Source organism: Novosphingobium profundi (assembly GCF_018491765.1).
Lineage (GTDB): Bacteria > Pseudomonadota > Alphaproteobacteria > Sphingomonadales > Sphingomonadaceae > Novosphingobium > Novosphingobium profundi.
This window is the reverse complement of the sequence record NZ_JABWCU010000022.1, coordinates 46,329-65,842: the sequence shown is the minus strand read 5'-3', so window position 1 is coordinate 65,842 and position 19,514 is coordinate 46,329. Positions and strand designations below refer to the sequence as shown.

Here is a 19,514-nt window from a genome sequence, read left to right as displayed (position 1 = left end):
CTTGCAACCACAGTTGCGTGGAATGGTACAAAAAGTGCTTTGAATCGCCCTCAATTCCGGGTTGGAACGCTTTCCGTGACCGAGCGATTTGCCTATATCGCTCGAACGAAGCCATCCTTACCCCAGGGGGAGCAGCATTGCCCAAAACAAAGACTGACGCCGCGTCCGGCACGACCGACACGCCGGTAACGCCAGCCGCCGAAGACAACTTCGCGCTCGACACGCTCCAGACCACGCTCGAATCCGACAAGCGCTACAAGGCGGACAAGGATGAGCTGTTCAAGCTTTACGAGCAGATGCTGCTCATCCGACGCTTCGAAGAAAAGGCCGGCCAGCTTTACGGCCTGGGCCTTATCGGCGGTTTCTGCCACCTCTACATCGGCCAGGAAGCCGTTGCCGTCGGCCTGCAGTCGGCGCTCGATGGCGACAAGGATTCGGTGATCACCGGCTATCGTGACCACGGCCACATGCTTGCCTACGGCATCGATCCCAAAGTGATCATGGCCGAGCTTACGGGGCGTGCTGCCGGCATCTCCAAGGGCAAGGGCGGCTCGATGCACATGTTCAGCGTCGAGCACAAGTTCTACGGCGGCCACGGCATCGTCGGTGCGCAGGTGCCGCTCGGTGCGGGCCTTGCCTTCGCGCACAAGTACAACGAGGACGGCGGCGTCGCGATGGCCTACTTCGGCGATGGTGCGTCGAACCAGGGCCAGGTCTACGAAGCCTTCAACATGGCCGCGCTGTGGAAGTTGCCGATCATCTTCGTGATCGAGAACAACCAGTACGCCATGGGCACCGCAGTCAAGCGCTCCTCGGCCGAAACCCACTTCCACCGTCGTGGCAGCGCGTTCCGCATTCCGGGCATGCAGGTCGATGGCATGGACGTGCTCGAAGTCCGCAAGGCGGCCGAGATCGCACTTGAATACGTGCGCGGCGGCAATGGTCCGGTGCTCATGGAGCTCAACACCTACCGCTACCGTGGCCACTCGATGTCCGACCCGGCGAAGTATCGCAGCCGCGAGGAAGTCCAGGGTGTTCGCGACAACCGCGACCCGATCGAGCACGCCAAGGCCGAACTGATCGCCATGGGCATGACCGAAGAGGCGCTCAAGGACCTCGACAAGCAGGTGCGCAAGCAGATCACCGAGGCTGCCGACTTCGCGGAAAGCTCGCCCGAGCCTGAAATGTCCGAACTCTATACTGACGTCCTGGTGGAGCGCTACTGATGGCGATCGAACTGAAAATGCCCGCGCTCTCGCCCACGATGGAAGAGGGCAAGCTCGCAAAGTGGCTGGTCAAGGAAGGCGACGAGGTTTCCTCGGGCGACATCCTGGCCGAAATCGAAACCGACAAGGCGACGATGGAATTCGAATCCATCGATGAAGGCACCGTCGGCAAGATCCTCATTCCCGAAGGCACCGAGGGCGTGAAGGTCGGCACCGTGATCGCGATGCTCGCGGGTGAGGGCGAAGACGCTTCGGCGGTTTCGGCTCCCGCTGCGGCTCCCAAGGTCGAAGCGCAGGCCGTCAAGTCGGACGTGATCCAGGACGTGAGCGCCGCGTCGGGTACCGCCAAGCTGCAGACCGAGGCCAAGCCCAAGGTCGCCGATCCCGAGATTCCGCACGGCACCAACATGAAGACCTCGACCGTGCGCGACGCGCTGCGCGACGCGATGGCCGAGGAGATGCGCCGTGACGAACGCGTCTTCGTGATGGGCGAGGAAGTCGCCGAGTACCAGGGCGCCTACAAGGTGACGCAAGGGCTGCTCGAGGAGTTCGGCCCCAAGCGCGTCATCGATACGCCGATCACCGAGTACGGCTTCGCCGGTATCGGTACGGGCGCTGCGATGGGTGGCCTGCGCCCGATCGTCGAGTTCATGACATTCAACTTCGCCATGCAGGCGATCGACCACATCATCAACTCGGCTGCCAAGACCAACTACATGTCGGGTGGCCAGATGCGCTGTCCGATCGTGTTCCGCGGCCCCAACGGCGCGGCCTCGCGCGTGGGTGCACAGCACTCGCAGAACTACGGCCCGTGGTACGCCAACGTTCCCGGCCTCGTGGTTATCGCGCCTTACGATGCGTCGGACGCCAAGGGCCTGATGAAGGCGGCGATCCGCAGCGAGGACCCGGTGGTCTTCCTCGAGAACGAACTCGTCTACGGCCGTTCGTTCGAATTGCCCGAGCTCGACGATCACGTCCTGCCGATCGGCAAGGCGCGCATCATGCGCGAAGGTTCGGACGTGACGATCGTGTCGTATTCGATCGGCGTCGGCGTGGCTCTGGAAGCGGCCGAGAAGCTGGCTGAAGAAGGCATCGACGCCGAAGTGCTCGACCTTCGCACGCTGCGTCCGCTCGACAAGGAAGCGGTGCTGGCAAGCCTCGCCAAGACCAACCGCATCGTGGTGGCCGAAGAGGGCTTCCCGGTCTGTTCGATCGCTTCGGAAATCGCCGCGATCTGCATGGAGGAAGGCTTCGACAACCTCGACGCACCGGTCCTTCGCGTTTGCAACGAGGACGTTCCGCTGCCTTACGCCGCAAACCTCGAGCACGCCGCGCTGATCGACACCGATCGCGTGATCGCAGCCGTCAAGAAGGTCTGCTACCGCTGATAGCGAGCCTGGGTTCGCGCCGGATCGGTTCCGGCACGAGCCAAAGGTACTGAAAAAAGGCCCCCCGGATTTGGTCCGGGGGGCCTTTTTCGTGACCGGCCATATCCGCTCAGGACGTGGTGGCGGTGAATTTGTCGCAAGCCGCGATCGGGTCGGGCGCCGAACTGTCGGCCTGATAGATCTGCGAGAGATCGCGGCTCGAGCGTACGGTGAAGGACGAGACCGTGGAGATGGTCGGATCGCCGATCAGGGCCTGCGAGATGAGCGGCTGATAGACGTAGCGGATCTCGACGAAGATGACCGCGCCACCCTCCATTGCCATGACCTCGCGTCCCTTGGGGCCCATGCCCGGGTCGAGCACGTCGCCGGGCTTGCCGTAGCTGGACGTGGCATTCAACGTCCCCAGGCAGCGCTGCCAATGGATGTACTGGTCCTTGTCCGAGTTCATCTCGAGGCTGCTGACGATGACGCGGCCGTGGTGGTACAGATCCATTCCCGTTCCGCCCTGGACGGCTGCGCCGAGAAACAGGTCATTGATGTCGGATTCGTAGATCTTGCGATTTTCGAGCGTCGAGATGTCGCCGATGCGCGAGGCGTTGTCGGCGATCTGGACGGCGAGCTGTCCCACCTTCATCGTGGTGAGCGAAAAATTGGCAAGCTCGATGCCGCACAGTCCAGCCCCCAGGAAGAATGGCAGCACGAGCGCGGTTTCGGTGACGGCGACACCGGCTCTCGCTGCCGGCAAGCCGCGCAAGACACGCGCGATCCGACGCAAGGCCCGAAGGGTGCGGGAGGTCATGCGCAGTATCCGATACTGGGCGTGGTTTCGCTGTTTTCGTAAGGCTGGTTGCGCAACACCGTGCGTGAGATCAGCGTGAAGCTGTCCTTCATCCCGAAGATTGCGGTGACCGGAAAGGGCCGGGGATACGTGACCTGGACCTGGTAGAGAACGGCGTCACGTGCACCGCCAACGCCGCTCTTGCCCTGGTTGCGGTCCCAGGCTCCGTTGCCATTGGCGTCCTCGTAGGGTTCGCCGGCATCGCACATCCCGTTGCCGTTGACGTCGGTGAAGTCCTCGGGCTGGTTGATGTCGGAGAAGGAGGTGTAGGCGGTTCGCGAGAAGTCGAGAGTTGCGGCCGGAGCGATGGCATGCACTACTTCGGCGACGTGCGCGTCGAGCCCGCTGGTCTTCGCGGCCGCGCCTTCGATCGTGGAATCGCGGGCCGCCTTCTGGATCGCACCTTCCAGAAGCTCGGCGGTGTAGACGTTGTAGCCAAGGTCGAAGAGTCCGAAGATGGTGATGAGCACCACCGGGGCGAGCAGGGCGAATTCCACCGCGCTCACGCCGCGTCGGTCGCGCAAGAGGCGCCTGAAACGCTGGTCGAAAGGCCTCACTTCACGATCCTCAGGTCACCCATCGCCTTGGCGATCGCGTTGAACGCCTCGTTGAGCTGCGTGGCGTTGTCGGCCTGGAACCAGTGGCCGTTGCCCGCGCAGGTCTTGAGCATGTCGGTCATCTGCGTGCCGAATCCGATCACCCAGACCGTGATGTTGCGCTTCTTCACCTCGTCGCACGCAAACGAGAAGCGCTTCTCCACCGTTTGGGTGAGCGTGTAGGAGGAACTTGGCGACCAGCGCCTCTCGCTTAGCGGTTCGATGCCGTAAGTGCCGTAACTGAACTCGGAGGGTGCGGTCTCGCCATCGGTGAGAAAGATCAGGTGCCGCGTCGTCGGGCGTCCACTGACGTCCGCGTTCTCGGTCGCGAAAAGGCCGGTCGGCGAGAGCAGGCGCCCGCCCCAGATCATGCCGATGTCGTGGTAGGTGCTGCCTGCGGGGCTGAGTGCATCGACGTAGTTCGCCACTTCGCTTGCGGTCATCTCGGCCAGCTTGTGGGCCGGGGCCGGGCAGGCGGTGAGGCCGTAATTGCTCGCCTGGAGGTAATCGTCGGTCGTCATCACCGGGGTCTTGGAGAAGGCCCCGCCAGTCGGCTTCCACGCGCGTTCGAACGAGATTTCAGGCAGCACTGGCCGCCACTGCGTCTTGGACTTCTTGGGGTCGGGAATGCTGTCTATGTCGAGGTCGAGTGCGCGCGAGAGATCGACGTTGTTGTAGTCGGAAATCTGGTAGGTATCGCGCTCCTCGATGCAGCCCTTGAAGGTTGCGGACATGTAGTCCGGGGCCGGTGAGGGGTTACCGAACATGCGCACCCACACCGAACCGCCCTTGTAGAGCGCATCGCCGTTGGCGCCCTTGAGCGAACTCACGTCGACGTCGACCGAGTTGTACTGCCACTTGTAGACTTCCTTGCTTTCGGTGCCATTGGCCTGCTTGAGCGTGCGGTAGACGTAGTTGGCATAGCTCGTTCCGCTGACGTTGTAGCCGCCGTCGCCTTGCGTGCAGGTGTAGACATTGCCGTTGATGCGCGTGTCCCAGACTTCGTAGCCCGATCCCGACCCGTAGGCGATCATGGTCCACGTCGCGGTGTTGCCGGGGCAGGAGCTGGAGAAGGTGCTTGCGATGGCGGCCTGCGATCCGCTCAGCGTCGAATAGGTGTACTTGTACTTGGTGACGGTCTCGACCTTGCCCGTGTCCTTGGCGTTGCGCCCTTCATAGCTGCCGGTATCGACCATCCAGTCGGACTTGAGTAGGTAGCCGACATTGACGTTGGTCGAATACGGGACGAATCCGTAGCGAATGCGAACGCCCGGCGTCTTGCTGCCTTCCAGCTGGGTGTGAAAGTTCTTCACGACGCGGCGCAGGATGGAGATCTTGGATTCGGTGTCGCTCGGGTTGGTATCGGCCATCGACCCGGTGGTATCGAGCACCATCATCACGTCGGTGTTGGAATAGTTGAGCTTCGCCTCGCACTTCACGGCCACGGAAATTTGCGTCTGCCCGAAGACTCGCATGATCGTCGTCGGGACCAGCACGGTGGCTTGTCCCGAAATCGAAAAGTCGCTCTCGAGCGCCATCGTGAAGGTGCGGCTCTGGGAGCCATAGGCACCATCGGCAAAATTGAGGTTGAAGAAGCGGTTGCCGATCATCGAAACGTCCGAGGGAACGTTTCCGGTGGCGACCACCTGCGAACCAAGCGCTTTGCGTGCAGAGAGGACGCCCGCGTCACACGCCTGCTGAAGACGCGTTTCGGACAGGTAGGTACGGCCCATGTCGATTCCCCCGCCAACGAGTGCGAGAAGGGGGGTGACTGCCGCTGCGAAGATGAGGAAGGTGTTTCCCCGGCAATCGCGAAGACACGCGAGCAGCCGAGCGATGGCCCGGGCCAGAAGGTTCAATCGACCGGTTGGGGGGGGCGACCTCGATCATTCCTTGGTAAATTTCCGCAGTGCCATTGTGCGACCAATATCCTCTAAAATTATGAGAATTGGCGTAATGTGCATGGTTAATGAAAATTCGATCGGGCGCTGCGAAGGGGAAATGAGAACGATTGCACATCACGTCACGCAAACCGGCGAAAATGCGTGCCTTGGTGGCCGATCTCGCGAGGGAAATCGGTTGCCGAACCCTTGCAACACGGGCCGCGAAGGTTAAGAGCCTGTCATCGTGACCGAAGAAAAGCCCGCAAGTCAGCCCGAAGCGCTGACCCCGTCCCAGATCGAGGAAAGCCTCGTCGGCGCTCTTTCGCCGCTCGCGCGACTGGCGCTCGCCTATGCGCCGCGTTCTTCGCGCCTTGCAACCTTGGCGCTCTTCGCGCTCGACGCAAGGCTTGCCAACCTCTTGCGCCATTCCAAGGAGCCGATGCTGGCGCAGTTGCGCCTCTCCTGGTGGCGTGAGACACTCGGACAGGACGCTGTGAACTGGCCCAGGGGCGAACCACTCCTGGCTGCGCTTCGCAGCTGGAATGGCGCCCATGGCGAAGCGGTCGCGCTCGTTGACGGGTGGGAAGCGCTGACGGCCCCGGCGCCGCTCCCGTCCGATGCGTTGCAGGCGATGGCGCACGCACGCGGTCTCGCCTTCGCCGCCTTCGCGCGCCAGGTCGGTCAAGCCGATCAGGCCGACAAGGCACACGCGATCGGCGAGGCCTGGGGGCTGACCGATCTCGCCGTGCGCCTGCGCAATGCCGAGGAGCGCAAAGCGGTCGAAACGCTGCTGGCCGAAAGGCCTTTGCGTACGCGCGGTTCGGTCGCGCGTGCGTTGCGCCCGCTCAAGGTGCTCGAAGTTCTCTCCGCACGCCGTTACGCCCATGGATCGGAAGAAGCGGCGCGGTCTCCCAGCGCTCTGGTTCGCGCGCTTGGCGTCGGCCTGTTGGGTCGTTGACCGGCGCCGGACATCGCGCCCATGTGAACATTTCGTAATTGGTCATGGCTTGCGGTCATCGGCACTCTTGCGCGCGGGCGATGAGGGTGGACGATGAACCGAATTCTACTGGGGGCTTTCGGGGCACTTCTGCTCGTCAGCCTTGGCCTGTTCTGGTGGCAGGGGCGCGCGATGGTCGAACGCGCGGCACCGCCGCCCGAGCCTGCGCCCTCGATTTCGCCGGAGGATGGACTTCCCTCGGTTGCGCCGGAGGACCTCGAGGGTGTGATCGGTCCGGCGCCGCCCGAGGCGAGCGAACTGACGCGGGAGCAGCGTCGCTTCGGCCGCTACGACAGGGACAGCGACGGGCGCATTACCCGTAACGAGATGCTTTCCACGCGCACCAACGATTTTCGCAAGCTCGACAAGGATGGCAACAACCTCCTCACGTTCGAGGAGTGGGCGCACACGACTGTCGAGAAGTTCGAAAACGCTGACACCAACCGCGACGACTGGCTAACGCTGCGCGAGTTTCGTCGAACCGCGCCGCCACCTGCGCCGGGCAAGCCGAAATCGAAATGCCTGTGCAAATGATTGGTGTCCGGCGTAGGACAGGATCGCTCAGCCCGCCGGTACGAGGCCCTCGATCCAGGGCACGATCTCGTCCTTGGCGCGCGCGGTATAGGCTTCCTTGCGCTGCTTTTTCTTGACGTCGTGAAGGGGGGGGAACAGTCCAAAGTTGACGTTCATGGGCTGGAAGCTCTCGGCGTCGGCGTCGCCGGTGATGTGCGAGAGCAGGGCGCCCATGGCGGTCGTCGCGGGCGGGGCCTGCCATTCGCGCCCGGCAAGCTGCGCGGCCGTCATCAGGCCCGCCATGAGGCCGACGGCGGAACTCTCGACATAGCCCTCGCAGCCCGTGATCTGCCCGGCAAAGCGCACGTGCGGCGCGCTCTTCAGGCGCAGCTGGCGGTCGAGCAGGACCGGCGAATTGATGAAGGTGTTGCGGTGCAGGCCGCCCAGACGGGCGAACTCGGCGTTCTCAAGCCCCGGGATGGTGCGGAACAGGCGGACCTGCTCGGCGTGCTTGAGCTTGGTCTGGAAGCCGACCATGTTGAAAAGCGTGCCCAGCTTGTTGTCCTGGCGCAGCTGGACGACCGCGTAAGGCCAGCGCCCGTTGGGGTGCTCGGGCGTCGCCCAGTGCGGATTGTCGAGCCCGACCGGCTTCATCGGACCGAAGCGCAGCGTCTCGACGCCGCGCTCGGCCATGACCTCGATCGGCATGCAGCCGTCGAAATAGGGAGTGTCGGCCTCCCAGTCCTTGAACACGGTCTTTTCGCCGTCGATCAGGGCCTGGTGGAAGGCGAGGTACTGCTCCTTGTTCATCGGGCAGTTGATGTAGTCCTTGGTGCCGCCGCCGACTTTGGAGGGCTTGTCCCAGCGCGAGGCCATCCAACACACGTCCATGTCCACCGAATCGCGGTAGACGATCGGCGCGATGGCGTCGAAGAAGGCGAGGCTGTCCGAACCCGTCGCCGCGCCGATGCTGCCCGCAAGCGCTTCTGCGGTAAGGGGACCGGTGGCGACGATGGTCATGCCCTCGCTCGGCAGGACGTCGATGCGCTCGCGCACGATCTCGACGTTCTCGAGCGAGGAGAGACGCTTCTCGACTTCGGCGGAGAACACCTCGCGATCGACCGCGAGCGCCGATCCGGCGGGCACTGCGGCGACCTTGGCCGCGCCCATGATCAGCGAATCGCAGGCGCGCATCTCGTAGTGGAGCAGTCCGACCGCGTTCTTTTCATCGTCGTCGGAACGGAACGAGTTCGAGCAGACGAGTTCGGCAAGGCCGTCGCCCTGGTGCGCGGGCGTGCGTTCTCCGGTGCCCCGCATTTCGGAGATCCGTACGCGAAAACCACGCCGTGCGAGCTGCCAAGCCGCCTCGCTGCCGGCCAGGCCGCCGCCGATGATGTGAACCGTCTGTGTCATGGGGCTTGCGCCTAGCGCTTCTGGCGCAAAGCGGAAAGGGGGGGATTTCCGGCGAGACTGCGAATTTGAGGGGATGACTTGTTGCGGCGGACAGGACAAGGAAGGGGCTTGCCTGTGGTCGGTACGGGATCGCGGCATTCGGATCCAGCAGGAGGTCGCAAGACAGACATGCCCCGCCGCGCACTCGTGGAACGCCGTCCCTGGCTGCTGTTGAGCCTGGCTACGGCTCTGGCGCATGCCTGGTTCCTGGTCTCGCGAACACCAGTCCCCGGCGTCTACTTCATGGCGCTCGAGGCGCTGCCGTTGTGGCTGCTCTCGGCCTACGCGGTGTTGCGCCACAAGGGGCGCGACACGCAGTTACTGGCGCTGATGCTCGGGCTTGAAGGTCTCGCGGGTGCGCTTTCGATGATCTACCCCGGTCTCGCGCGCACGATCATGATGCTGGGCTGGTTCGCCGGCCTTTCGCTGTTTCTGAGCCATCGAACGCAGGCTCCCGACGTGAACCGTCGGATCGGAACGGCCGGGCTGTTCCTGCTGACGCCGCTGCTGTGCTACTTCGCGGCAAGCCGCATCGGAGCGGCGGTGCCGCTTTTCTATGGATTGGCGCTCGGCGGCCTCGCGGCTTCGGCGTGGATGAGCACTTTCGCGCAAAGCCGGGTCGGCGTGGGCGGCGTGCTCATCGTCTTTGGCGGCGTGCTCCAGATAACCGTTCCGGATTACCTTGCCGGAGAGGCGCCGCAGGCCGTGCTGGCCTGGGCTGCGCTCTACATCGGCAACCTCGTGCTGGCGACAGGCGTCACCGGCGAACTGCGCATGCGTGCGGAAGTCCAACGGGTCGACTGGGACGATTTCGGCTAGGTCCGGGCATGACCAGAGGGACGTGGATTACTCCGACGTCGATCCAGGCAGGAGCAGCTCGCCCTCGGCATCGCGCTTGACCAGGCCATGGGCCATCACGGCCGTCAGCGGCAATTCGCCATAGAGGTGCGGGAACAGCGCCCCCCCGCGCGAGACTTCCCAACGGATCGCACCCTCGAGCGCGTCCAGACCGACCGCCACGATGTGGAGATCGGTCTGGCCATCGAAGTGCTTCACGAGGGTCTCGTTCACCTGTCCGGCGTCGGACATGTGGATGTACCCGTCCTCGAGGTCGATCGGCGCGCCGGCGAAGGTTCCTTCGTGCAGCAGCGTTTCCATCTGCGGCGCGGTCAGGATCTTGTAGGCGACACCGGTCGTCGAGGGGCCGTTCATTCGCCTTCGTTCCCTTCCTCAGGGGAGGTTTCGCCGGCGCCGGTTTCATTCGTGCCAGCTGCCTCGCCCGCAATGGCGGTGCCATCCTCGATCACGGCCTCGTCCTGCGTTTCGTCCTCGCTCTCCTCGTCGAGGCGAACGGCGCTGACGACGTGCTCGTCCTTGGCGACGTTGAAAAGGCGCACGCCGGCCGAACCGCGACCGATCACGCGCATCGTCTCGAGCGGCAGGCGGATCATCTTGGCCTGGTCGGTGACCAGCATGAGCTGCTGCTCGCGTGTCGCCGGGAAGCTGGCGACGACATCGCCATTGCGGGCGATATTGTCGATATTGGTGATGCCCTGACCACCGCGGCCGGTGCGGCGGTACTCGTAAGCCGAGGACATCTTGCCATAGCCGTTGGCGCAAACGGTGAGGATGAACTGCTCACGCTCGGCCAGTTCGGCGAACCGTTCGTCCGAAAGCGTGCAAGTGCCTTCGCGCTCGCCCTTCCAGGGGGCAAACTTGAGGTACTCGTCGCGCTCCTCGGAATCGGTACCGACGCGGTGGAGGATCGAGAGCGAGATGACGCGGTCATCGTCCTTGAGGCTCATGCCGCGCACACCCGTCGAGGTGCGGCTCGTGAATTCACGCACCTGGTCGCCGGCGAAGCGGATCGCCTTGCCCTTCTTGGTGGCGAGCAGGACGTCGTCGTTGGGGTCGAGCAGCGCGACGCCAATCAGATAATCGTCATTCGGCGTGCCGTCGGCGTTGAGGTCGAACTTCATCGCGTACTTGCCGTTCGAAGGAATGTTCGCGAAGGAATCCATCGAGTTGCGGCGCACGTTACCCATCGAGGTGGCGAACACCACCGAGAGCTTGCCCCATTCCCGCTCGTCCTCGGGGAGAGCGAGCACGGTCTGGATCGCCTCGTCCTTGTCGAGCGCGGGCAGCATGTTGACGATCGGGCGGCCACGCGTGGCCGGGCCGCCTTCGGGCAGGCGGTAGACCTTGAGGCGGTAGACCTTGCCGGCGGTCGAGAAGAACAGCACCGGGTTGTGCGTGGAGGTGACGAACATCGTCGTCACGGCATCCTCGTCCTTGGTCGCCATGCCGGCGCGGCCCTTGCCGCCACGCGCCTGGGCGCGGAAGGTCGAGAGGGGGGTGCGCTTGATGTAGCCGTCCATGGTGACGGTCACCACCATGTCCTCGCGCTCGATCAGGTCCTCGTCGTCGATCCCGTCGAAGGCGGCGGTGATCTCGGAGAGGCGCGGCGTCGCATAGGCGTCGCGCACGGCCTTCAATTCGTCGCGCATGACCCCGTAGAGCTTCACGCGGTCGGCGAGGATCGAGAGGTATTCCTCGATCGCGGCGGCCAATTGCTTGAGCTCGTCGCCGATCTCGTCGCGGCCAAGCGCGGTCAGGCGGTGCAGGCGCAGATCGAGGATCGCGCGGACCTGGATTTCCGACAGCTTGTAGACGCCGCCCGATTCCTCGGCGTTGGGCTCGATCGCCTCGACGAGGCGAATGTAGGGCGCGATGTCGCCGATCGGCCACTCGCGCGCCAGCAGCTTGGCGCGGGCGTCGGCCGGGTTGGAGGCACCGCGGATGATGCGCACCACTTCGTCGAGGTTCGACACCGCAACGACGAGGCCGAGCAAGATGTGCGCGCGGTCGCGCGCCTTGTTCAGTTCGAACTTGGTGCGCCGCGTGATGACTTCTTCGCGGAACTGGATGAAGGCCTGCAGGATGTCGCGCAGGCTCATCGTCTCGGGGCGGCCGCCGCGGATCGCGAGCATGTTGGCCGCAAAGTTCGACTGCGCCGGCGTGTTGCGCCAGACCTGATTGAGCACGACTTCGGGCGAGGCGTCGCGCTTGAGGTCGATCACCACGCGCACGCCTTCGCGGTTGGATTCGTCACGGATGTCCGAGACGCCCTCGATGCGCTTGTCCTTGGCAGCCTCGGCGATCTTCTCGACGAGGTTGTTCTTGCCGACCTGGTAAGGGATCGAGGTGAGCACGATCGAGCGGCGATCGCCCCGGCCTTCCTCGATCTCGTGGCGGCAGCGCATCATGATCGAGCCACGGCCCGTGGTGTAGGCGTTGCGCGCGCCGCTCTTGCCCAGGATCAGCGGGGCGGTCGGGAAGTCGGGCCCGGGGATGATCTCGCACAGCTGTTCGTTGGTGGTGGACGGATCGTCCATCAGCGCGAAGCAGCCGTCGATCACCTCACCCAGGTTGTGCGGCGGGATGTTGGTCGCCATGCCGACCGCGATGCCGCCCGCGCCATTGACCAGAAGGTTGGGGAAGCGGGCGGGAAGGACCGTGGGTTCGCTTTCCGAACCGTCGTAGTTGTCCGCGAAATCGACGGTGTTCTTGTCGATGTCGGACAGGAGTTCGTTGGCGCTCTTGTCGAGGCGTGCCTCGGTATAACGCATGGCAGCCGGCGGATCGGGGTCCATCGAGCCGAAGTTGCCCTGGCCATCGACGAGCGGCAGGCGCATCGACCAGGGCTGCGTCAGGCGGGCGAGGGCGTCGTAGATCGCGCTGTCGCCATGGGGGTGGTATTTACCCATGACGTCACCGACGATGCGGCTCGACTTGCGGTAGGGCTTGCCGGCGACGTAACCGGCTTCCTGGCAGGCATAGAGAATGCGGCGATGGACGGGCTTGAGGCCGTCGCGCACGTCGGGGAGAGCTCGGCTCACGATCACGCTCATCGCGTAATCGAGGTAGCTCGACTTCATCTCATCGACGATATCGATGCGGGTGTATTCCCCGTCGGGGCCGGTCGGTTCGATGTTTTGGGTGTCTTCGCTCACGCGCTATCGTCGTCTTCTGCTAAGCTTCCAGGAACGGATAGTGAGCCCTAGGGCATGGTTTTGACGAATGCCACCGCTACCTCGTCGAAGCGAATGTTTCCTGCGCTCTTTTCCACAAATTCAAGGACTGGGCCGGATTTCATCGGCGCAAATGGTGCCGATCACATGAAATGTCGTCGCCGCGCGGCGTGAAGGAGGGGAACATGGTGCGCCGAATTGCATTCAATCCGGGTTAAGCCGTAAGTTTCTATTGCCCGGCCAAGGTTGCCAAGCATGGATTTCGCCGTCATCACGCGGCGCAGTTTCGAATTCATCACGGGAGACTCGCGAAGACACGCGTGCTCCTGCCGTACCAGAGGAGTTAGCCTGTCTATGGCTCGCAAGTTTCTGATTTCCCGCGTTGCGCTTGCCGTTGCACTGTCGAGTGGCCTTGCCGTCACGGTTGCACCCAACGCCGCCTTCGCGGCCAAGAAGAACGAGAAGGAAGGCGCCGGCAACTATTCGAAGGAATTCGTCGCCGCGTTCCTGCCGATCCAGGAGGCCGACAAGGCCGCTCGTGCGGCGCTGGGCACCACGCCCAACGACCAGACCATGACCGCTGCCGTAGCGGCGGAGAACGCAGCCCTCGGCGGTGACGCCAAGGCCGCCTTTGCCAAGGCCGAAGCGGTCGCCACGACCCCCGACGACAAGAACGTCCTGGGCGATTTCATGCGCTTCTTCGCGATCATCTCGAAGGACAACGCGCTCAAGATTCACGCGCTCAAGCTGCGTCTCGACAGCGGCAAGGTGGAACAGGCGCAGATCGGCGCGGTCAACTACGACCTCGGCGTGACCTACTATCAGGAGCAGGACTTCGCTTCGGCCGCGACCTACATCAAGGCGGCCAAGGATGCTGGCTATCAGGATCCGAACAACCAGCTCGACCTGATCCTGGCCGACAGCTACAAGCGTTCGGGTAACGGCGAAGCCGCTCTGGCGATGGTCAAGGCCGACATCGAAGCCGCGAAAGCCTCGGGCCAGGCGCCGTCAGAAACGGCGCTGCGTTCGGCTCTTCAGGCCGCTTACGACGCCAAAGACCTCGCTTCTTCGACGGAATACGCCTCGATGCTCGCGGCCAACTATCCCTCGCCCGAAGTGTGGTACATTTCGGCCTCGATCGTTCGCCAGCTTGCCGCGCTGCCGACTGCCGAGAACCTCGATCTCATGCGTTTGATGTTCGAGACCAAGGCGCTCAAGGACAAGCGTGACTACCTCGAGTACCTCGAGAACGCCGATCCGCGCGCCTATCCGGGCGAAGCGCTCAAGGTCATGAACGAGGGTATCGCCAAGGGCGCACTGACGTCGGCCGATCTCGGCACCGAAAAGGCGGACACCGAGGCGCGCGTGAAGTCCGACAAGGCTTCGCTGCCCTCGCAGGAAGCCGACGCGAGCAAGTCCGGCGCAACCGTCAAGACGGTGATGGCAGCGGGCGACGTGTTCCTCAGCTACGACGAGAACGCGAAGGCCGAAACCTTCTACAGCAAGGCGCTCGGAATGCCGGGTGTCGATGCCAACGCCGCGGCGCTGCGCCTGGGCATCGCGCAAGTGCGCCAGAACAAGAATGCGGAAGCCAAGGCGAGCTTCGCCAAGGTCACCGGTTCGCGCAAGCCCGTCGCCGAGCTCTGGGCCGCCTACGCCGACAGCAAGTCCTGATCGCCAGGTACGGGGCCGGTTCGCCGGTCCCTGTACCGGCAAGGTAGCAAAAAGGGCGCCGGACACGAAGTCCGGCGCCCTTTTCCGTCGGGTTGGTGACCAGCGCCGAACATTTGGCTGTCCTGCGCTGGCCAAAAAAGTCGCAGCCTCCCGATCAGGCGACGGGAGCGAAGGCGCCCGTCTCGGGATCGAGCAGGTGCAGGATCCCGTCCGAGATCGCGAAGAACGAACCGCGCAAGGTGAGTTCGCCGCTCTCGACCTTGTCCTTGACCCAGGGGAAGGTCATCAGGTTGGCGAGGCTGACGCGCACGCCGGCGTGTTCCATTTCGATTTCGGCAGGGCGGCCACTCGAACCGTGCTCCGCGACGACCACTTCGCGCGCCTCGTCGAGAAGCGAGATCCAGTCGGCGACGAAACCGCCGGCACCCGGCTCGTTGCCGTGCAGGCTCTGGCTGAGCGCGGCCTTGCAGCCACCGCACATGCCGTGGCCCATGACCACGATTTCCTTGACCTTCAGAACCTGCACCGCGAATTCGAGCGCGGCCGAGACACCGTGATGGCCGGGCGTGGTCTCATAGGGCGGTACGAGCGCGGCAACGTTGCGCACGACGAAGATCTCGCCGGGATCGACGTCGAAGATCTGGCTGGGATCGACACGGCTGTCCGAGCAGGAAATGACCATGACCTGGGGCTCCTGGCCGTCCTTCAGCTGCGCCCAGCGCTCACGGTGCGGGGTCCAGCCGGTCGACCGGAAGCGGCGATACCCGTTCAGCAGGTCATCGAGGACGGGGGACTTGGCTTCGCTCATCGAGAGGGGCTCCTTTGAATTATCTGGCAAACCGCTGCAATCGATAGACTCGCGATTGTTTCTGGACGTTTCGCCATTGCGATAAAGCGCATGCTCGTGATCCTTAGCCTGAAGATTGGGGGTGGCAAGCCTGCGTCGGACGGACTATCTGGGGCGCATGAACGATCTGTCCTCCGCACCCAAGCCTGAACGCAAGCGCAAGCCCGACTGGATTCGCGTCAAAGCCCCGACCAGCAAGGGTTATGGCGAGACTCGCCAGCTTATGCGCGACCTCAGCCTGAACACCGTTTGCGAGGAAGCGGCCTGCCCCAACATCGGCGAGTGCTGGACCAAGAAGCACGCCACGGTGATGATCCTGGGCGATACCTGCACGCGTGCGTGCGCTTTTTGCAATGTGAAGACCGGCATGCCCGGACGCGTCGATCCGGCCGAGCCCGAGCATGTCGCCGAGCTCGCGCTCAAAACCGGACTTGAGCACATCGTGATCACGTCGGTCGACCGCGACGACCTCCCTGACGGCGGCGCCAGCCAGTTCGTGAAGGTGATCCAGGCCCTGCGTGCGGCGACGCCCAAGACCACGATCGAAATTCTGACGCCCGACTTCCGGGGCAAGATGCGCGCCGCGATCGAGGCCATCGTCGCGGCCCGCCCCGACGTGTTCAACCACAACCTCGAGACTGTCCCGCGTCTCTATCCCACGATCCGCCCTGGCGCGCGCTATTACGCTTCGCTGCGGCTGCTCGAAGAGGTCAAGGTGCACGACCCCTCGATCTTCACCAAGTCGGGCATCATGCTGGGGCTGGGCGAAGAGCGCCTCGAAGTTCACCAGGTGATGGACGACATGCGCTGCGCGGACATCGATTTCCTGACCATGGGACAGTACCTCCAGCCTACGCCCAAGCACGCGGAGGTGGCCGAATTCGTTACCCCGCAGGCCTTCAATTCCTACGGCGCGATTGCGCGCGCAAAGGGTTTCCTGCAGGTTGCCTCCTCGCCGCTGACGCGTTCGAGCTACCACGCCGGCGACGATTTCGCGCAGATGCGCGCGAAGCGCGAAGAGCGCCTGGCCAAAGAAAAGCGCTGATGTCCAGCGTACGACCGCGCGGCCCCCGCCGTGGGTTCGCGCGCGTCGACCTGGACCAGCCGAAAGCCCGATAGAAGAAGATGCCCGGAATTCACGAAACCTACCGGCTCCCCTATAGCGCGGAGCAGATGTTCGATCTTGTTGCCGACGTTGGCCGTTACCAGGAGTTCCTGCCCTGGGTCGTGGCTACCCGCGTGCGATCGGACAGTGGGACCGAGATGGTCGCCGACATGCTGGTCGGCTTCAAGGCCCTGCGTGAGAAGTTCACCTCCCGGGTCGAGAAGACGCGTCCCGAGGAAATCCGCGTGCACTACGTCGATGGCCCGATGAAGGACCTCGACAATGTCTGGCGCTTCCACCCGGTCGATGCCAGCAGCTGCGACGTCGAGTTCGACGTGCGCTTCTCGTTCCGCAACGCATTGTTCGAAAAGCTGGCGGGGCAGTATTTCGACAAGGCGTTCCGCAAGATGGTGGCAGCCTTCGAGACGCGGGCCAACGAGCTTTACGGCGCGCCCGAAACCGATTGATCTCGGTGCCGGTTACGAAGCGTAACCGGCATGGGGTGCCCCTCGATTTTGCTAACCTAATGTAACCGGGATGCCGGGCACCAAGGTAACCTTTGGTGACCGCTGGTGTGCAAGCCGTTGTTTTGTGGCGCTTTAGGGAAGTAGTAGTTCAAGGGCGGTCAGCGCTGCCTTGTGCCGGATCGTTGCGCGATCGTGGCCTTCGATGAGCTGCTGCTCGGCATTGACCTCCTCGTCACCGCGAAAAGCGCGGGCAAAGACGACCGTTCCGACGGGTTTGAGCTCGGTTCCACCATCGGGGCCGGCGATCCCGCTGATCGCCACCGCGACATTGGCGCGGCTCTGCTTGAGCGCGCCCTGGGCCATGGCCCAGGCGGTGGCTGGCGAAACCGCTCCGAAGGCCTCGATAAGATCGGCCTGAACGCCAAGCATCTCCTGCTTCGATTCGTTCGAATACGTGACGAAGCCGCGCTCGAGCACCGCCGAGGAGCCGGGTACTTCGGTGAGCGCGGCGCAAACGAGGCCACCGGTGCAGCTTTCGGCAACCGCGATCATTCGGCCGAGCGCCTTGTTCTCGGTGATCACGCGTTCGGCGAGTTCATAGAGATCGCTCGGGAAAAGAAGCTGTTTGGGCATGTCAGTCCTTGCAAATGCTCAGGCCACGGAGAGTGGAAGGCTGCTGGCCCCCGCGTCCCGAAGCCAGGTCGGAGTGGGCGGCGACTTCGATGAAGAGCGCGATGAGGCCTGCGGTGTTCTGCGGCGGAAGGGGGGCGAGCAGATTGATCGCAAGATCGATTTCCTCGCAGGATTCCAGATGGATCGATTGCGCGACAAGCCCCGAGACGGTGGCGTCGACGAGGGGCTTGAGTGTCTCGTCGGGCAATTGCGCGGCAATCGCGCCCATGTTCTGGTCGCGGCTGTTGCTGAGCTTGAGAAAGGCCGAACGGGCCTGTGGCCAGTAGGTTTCGCGCTGTCCTGAGTAGCGTTGGACAATTTCCTGTCCATGGGTGGTCAGGTAGGCGTTTGCAGGCAGCGCCTGACGGCAGCGCTTGGCGGTGCCGTCGATCACCTGGGGCAGCGAGTAGGTGAGCACCGAGCGCGCCTCGGCTCGCGACAGGCAGGCGGGCGCAGCCGCACTGGCCAGCGCCGGACAAAGAGCCAGGGCCAGCGCGCAAGTGCGTGCAGCCGAGCGAAGCGAGGTGGGCAGGCGGGAAGGCATCAGCGAATTACTCCTCAGGTTCCCGGACCGTCTAACCGCATCAGGCTGACTGCCGCCTGAGTGGCGATGCCCTCGCGCCGCCCGGTAAAGCCAAGCTTCTCGCTCGTTGTTGCCTTGACGCTGACGAGGTCGACATCGACGCCGAGAATCTCGGCCAGGCGCAGGCGCATGGCCTCGCGGTGCGGACCGATCTTGGGCGCCTCGCAGATGATCGTGAGATCGGCGTTGCCCAAGGCATAACCTGCCTGCGCGACGAGCGAGGCGGCGTGGGCAAGGAAGCGGTCTGACGATGCTCCCTTCCAGCGCATGTCGCTGGGCGGGAAATGCTGGCCGATGTCGCCAGCTCCGATCGCGCCGAGAAGCGCGTCGACGAGAGCATGGATTGCGACATCGGCGTCGCTATGCCCGGCAAGGCCGTGGGTGTGCTCGATCCGTACGCCGCAGAGCCACAGCTCCTCGCCTTCGGCCAGCTGATGCACGTCGTAGCCGGTCCCGACCCGGAAGGGTGGGCGGGCAGAATCGAAATCATGGCTGAAGGTCAGCTTGTGCAAGGCTTCGTCTCCATCGACGAGGGCGATCTCGTGGCCGGAGCTCTGCGCCACTTGCGCGTCGTCTCCGGCGGTGAAGGGGCCGTCCCATTCGCGGTGCGCCGCGAGAATCGCGGCGAAGTGGAAAGCCTGGGGCGTTTGGACGCGCCGCAAGTCCTCGCGCCGGGCGCTGGAGCCCATCACCTCGCGATCGCCGCTGCGCTCGCTATGTGCGAGGCTGTCGACGACTGGCAGGACCGGTATTGCACCGGGCGAAGCTTCAAGCGCGGCGTTCAGGCGCTCGATCACACCGAGAGGCAGGCCAGGGCGCGCCGCGTCATGGATCAGCACGCGATCCGGCTCAGCACCCGCGAGGACCTCGAGGCCCAGTCGGACCGATTCCTGGCGCGTATTGCCGCCGATGGTGAAGAACAGATCGTCGATCCCGGCGAGGGCTTCGCGCGCGACAGCCTCCGCGTTGGCGGGAATGACGACGGCGATCGGAGCGATTCCCGCAGCCGCCAGCGCCTCGACGCTGTGACGCAGGACGGGCTTGCCACGCCATTTCGCGAACTGCTTGGGAACCGGCTGTCCGGCGCGCAATCCCTTGCCGGCGGCAACGACGACGGCGGCGGTCTTCGGAGCGCGGGGGGGCGTCTTGGATGGGGAGGTGGAACCGGATGACATTGCCCTTGCGCGTAATCGCTTGCTGCGACGAGGGCAATCCACTATGCGGCTGCCTGTTTTTTAGGCA

18 protein-coding genes are annotated in these 19,514 nt (G+C 64.0%); 8 read left to right on the top strand and 10 right to left on the bottom strand.

The window, feature by feature from the left end:
• Positions 1-137: 137 nt before the first annotated feature.
• Positions 138-1,226, top strand: coding sequence for a pyruvate dehydrogenase (acetyl-transferring) E1 component subunit alpha (gene pdhA, locus HT136_RS21980; RefSeq protein WP_214202005.1), 1,089 nt, complete (start codon positions 138-140; stop codon positions 1,224-1,226).
• Positions 1,226-2,614, top strand: coding sequence for a pyruvate dehydrogenase complex E1 component subunit beta (locus HT136_RS21975; RefSeq protein WP_214202004.1), 1,389 nt, complete (start codon positions 1,226-1,228; stop codon positions 2,612-2,614). Before pdhA ends, HT136_RS21975 begins: the two co-directional genes overlap by 1 nt.
• A gap of 109 nt (positions 2,615-2,723) precedes the next feature.
• Here HT136_RS21975 and HT136_RS21970 read toward each other — a convergent pair whose 3' ends face one another.
• The 3 genes from HT136_RS21970 to HT136_RS21960 are packed head-to-tail and all read right to left on the bottom strand — an operon-like array spanning position 2,724 to position 5,907.
• The gene (locus tag HT136_RS21970; RefSeq protein ID WP_214202003.1) at positions 2,724-3,413 is read right to left on the bottom strand and encodes a TadE/TadG family type IV pilus assembly protein; all 690 of its coding nucleotides are present in this window, start codon (positions 3,411-3,413) and stop codon (positions 2,724-2,726) included.
• Positions 3,410-4,009 (bottom strand): TadE family protein, encoded by a 600-nt coding sequence (locus tag HT136_RS21965; RefSeq protein ID WP_214202002.1) that lies wholly within the window; start codon positions 4,007-4,009, stop codon positions 3,410-3,412. Before HT136_RS21965 ends, HT136_RS21970 begins: the two co-directional genes overlap by 4 nt.
• Entirely contained in the window at positions 4,006-5,907 is a 1,902-nt protein-coding gene (locus tag HT136_RS21960; protein ID WP_214202001.1) for a VWA domain-containing protein, read from the bottom strand. The genes HT136_RS21965 and HT136_RS21960 overlap by 4 nt, the downstream gene beginning before the upstream one ends.
• A gap of 268 nt (positions 5,908-6,175) precedes the next feature.
• Between HT136_RS21960 and HT136_RS21955 the strand changes: the two genes are divergently transcribed.
• Complete coding sequence (locus HT136_RS21955; protein WP_343222281.1) at positions 6,176-6,889, top strand: hypothetical protein; 714 nt, start codon at positions 6,176-6,178, stop codon at positions 6,887-6,889.
• A 93-nt stretch (positions 6,890-6,982) separates the two neighbouring features.
• The gene (locus tag HT136_RS21950) at positions 6,983-7,462 is read left to right on the top strand and encodes an EF-hand domain-containing protein (RefSeq protein WP_214202000.1); all 480 of its coding nucleotides are present in this window, start codon (positions 6,983-6,985) and stop codon (positions 7,460-7,462) included.
• A gap of 27 nt (positions 7,463-7,489) precedes the next feature.
• On the opposite strand, the gene trmFO is transcribed toward HT136_RS21950, so the two are convergent.
• Positions 7,490-8,854 carry a methylenetetrahydrofolate--tRNA-(uracil(54)-C(5))-methyltransferase (FADH(2)-oxidizing) TrmFO gene (trmFO, locus tag HT136_RS21945; protein ID WP_214201999.1) on the bottom strand — a complete coding sequence of 455 codons (1,365 nt, stop codon included), beginning with the start codon at positions 8,852-8,854 and terminating at the stop codon, positions 7,490-7,492.
• Positions 8,855-9,022: 168 nt separating this feature from the next.
• Between trmFO and HT136_RS21940 the strand changes: the two genes are divergently transcribed.
• Positions 9,023-9,712, top strand: coding sequence for a hypothetical protein (locus HT136_RS21940; protein ID WP_214201998.1), 690 nt, complete (start codon positions 9,023-9,025; stop codon positions 9,710-9,712).
• Positions 9,713-9,739: 27 nt separating this feature from the next.
• On the opposite strand, the gene HT136_RS21935 is transcribed toward HT136_RS21940, so the two are convergent.
• Together HT136_RS21935 and gyrA are read right to left on the bottom strand one after the other, a co-directional pair.
• Positions 9,740-10,105 carry a DUF952 domain-containing protein gene (locus HT136_RS21935; RefSeq protein WP_214201997.1) on the bottom strand — a complete coding sequence of 122 codons (366 nt, stop codon included), beginning with the start codon at positions 10,103-10,105 and terminating at the stop codon, positions 9,740-9,742.
• Positions 10,102-12,906: a DNA gyrase subunit A gene (gene gyrA / locus HT136_RS21930; protein WP_214201996.1), complete on the bottom strand. Its 2,805-nt coding sequence runs from the start codon at positions 12,904-12,906 to the stop codon at positions 10,102-10,104. Before gyrA ends, HT136_RS21935 begins: the two co-directional genes overlap by 4 nt.
• 372 nt (positions 12,907-13,278) lie before the next feature.
• On the opposite strand from gyrA, the gene HT136_RS21925 reads away from it, so the two are divergent.
• Positions 13,279-14,598, top strand: a complete 1,320-nt coding sequence (locus HT136_RS21925) for a hypothetical protein (protein ID WP_214201995.1) — start codon at positions 13,279-13,281, stop codon at positions 14,596-14,598.
• Positions 14,599-14,752: 154 nt separating this feature from the next.
• On the opposite strand, the gene HT136_RS21920 is transcribed toward HT136_RS21925, so the two are convergent.
• The gene (locus tag HT136_RS21920) at positions 14,753-15,406 is read right to left on the bottom strand and encodes a carbonic anhydrase (protein WP_214201994.1); all 654 of its coding nucleotides are present in this window, start codon (positions 15,404-15,406) and stop codon (positions 14,753-14,755) included.
• Positions 15,407-15,563: 157 nt separating this feature from the next.
• Here HT136_RS21920 and lipA point away from each other — a divergent pair, with 157 nt between their 5' ends.
• Together lipA and HT136_RS21910 are read left to right on the top strand one after the other, a co-directional pair.
• Complete coding sequence (lipA, locus tag HT136_RS21915) at positions 15,564-16,490, top strand: lipoyl synthase (protein WP_214201993.1); 927 nt, start codon at positions 15,564-15,566, stop codon at positions 16,488-16,490.
• 80 nt (positions 16,491-16,570) lie between these two features.
• The gene (locus tag HT136_RS21910) at positions 16,571-17,017 is read left to right on the top strand and encodes a type II toxin-antitoxin system RatA family toxin (RefSeq protein ID WP_214201992.1); all 447 of its coding nucleotides are present in this window, start codon (positions 16,571-16,573) and stop codon (positions 17,015-17,017) included.
• Between the two features lie 132 nt (positions 17,018-17,149).
• On the opposite strand, the gene HT136_RS21905 is transcribed toward HT136_RS21910, so the two are convergent.
• The 3 genes from HT136_RS21905 to HT136_RS21895 are packed head-to-tail and all read right to left on the bottom strand — an operon-like array spanning position 17,150 to position 19,447.
• Positions 17,150-17,650 carry a CinA family protein gene (locus HT136_RS21905; protein WP_214201991.1) on the bottom strand — a complete coding sequence of 167 codons (501 nt, stop codon included), beginning with the start codon at positions 17,648-17,650 and terminating at the stop codon, positions 17,150-17,152.
• A 1-nt stretch (position 17,651) separates the two neighbouring features.
• A complete protein-coding gene (locus tag HT136_RS21900) occupies positions 17,652-18,233 on the bottom strand; it encodes a hypothetical protein (RefSeq protein ID WP_214201990.1) in 582 nt (193 codons plus the stop codon).
• 14 nt (positions 18,234-18,247) lie between these two features.
• Positions 18,248-19,447: a bifunctional 2-C-methyl-D-erythritol 4-phosphate cytidylyltransferase/2-C-methyl-D-erythritol 2,4-cyclodiphosphate synthase gene (locus tag HT136_RS21895; protein WP_214201989.1), complete on the bottom strand. Its 1,200-nt coding sequence runs from the start codon at positions 19,445-19,447 to the stop codon at positions 18,248-18,250.
• Positions 19,448-19,514: the final 67 nt, after the last annotated feature.

Excerpts from the sequence above, each read along its gene's own strand:
- HT136_RS21940 (WP_214201998.1), top strand. The coding sequence starts at position 9,023 with ATGCCCCGCCGCGCACTCGTGGAACGCCGTCCCTGGCTGCTGTTGAGC.
- lipA (WP_214201993.1), top strand. The coding sequence starts at position 15,564 with ATGAACGATCTGTCCTCCGCACCCAAGCCTGAACGCAAGCGCAAGCCC.
- trmFO (WP_214201999.1), bottom strand. The coding sequence starts at position 8,854 with ATGACACAGACGGTTCACATCATCGGCGGCGGCCTGGCCGGCAGCGAG.
- HT136_RS21900 (WP_214201990.1), bottom strand. The coding sequence starts at position 18,233 with ATGCCTTCCCGCCTGCCCACCTCGCTTCGCTCGGCTGCACGCACTTGC.
- HT136_RS21920 (WP_214201994.1), bottom strand. The coding sequence starts at position 15,406 with ATGAGCGAAGCCAAGTCCCCCGTCCTCGATGACCTGCTGAACGGGTAT.
- HT136_RS21905 (WP_214201991.1), bottom strand. The coding sequence starts at position 17,650 with ATGCCCAAACAGCTTCTTTTCCCGAGCGATCTCTATGAACTCGCCGAA.
- HT136_RS21970 (WP_214202003.1), bottom strand. The coding sequence starts at position 3,413 with ATGACCTCCCGCACCCTTCGGGCCTTGCGTCGGATCGCGCGTGTCTTG.
- HT136_RS21950 (WP_214202000.1), top strand. The coding sequence starts at position 6,983 with ATGAACCGAATTCTACTGGGGGCTTTCGGGGCACTTCTGCTCGTCAGC.
- HT136_RS21975 (WP_214202004.1), top strand. The coding sequence starts at position 1,226 with ATGGCGATCGAACTGAAAATGCCCGCGCTCTCGCCCACGATGGAAGAG.
- HT136_RS21910 (WP_214201992.1), top strand. The coding sequence starts at position 16,571 with ATGCCCGGAATTCACGAAACCTACCGGCTCCCCTATAGCGCGGAGCAG.
- HT136_RS21935 (WP_214201997.1), bottom strand. The coding sequence starts at position 10,105 with ATGAACGGCCCCTCGACGACCGGTGTCGCCTACAAGATCCTGACCGCG.
- HT136_RS21895 (WP_214201989.1), bottom strand. The coding sequence starts at position 19,447 with ATGTCATCCGGTTCCACCTCCCCATCCAAGACGCCCCCCCGCGCTCCG.
- HT136_RS21925 (WP_214201995.1), top strand. The coding sequence starts at position 13,279 with ATGGCTCGCAAGTTTCTGATTTCCCGCGTTGCGCTTGCCGTTGCACTG.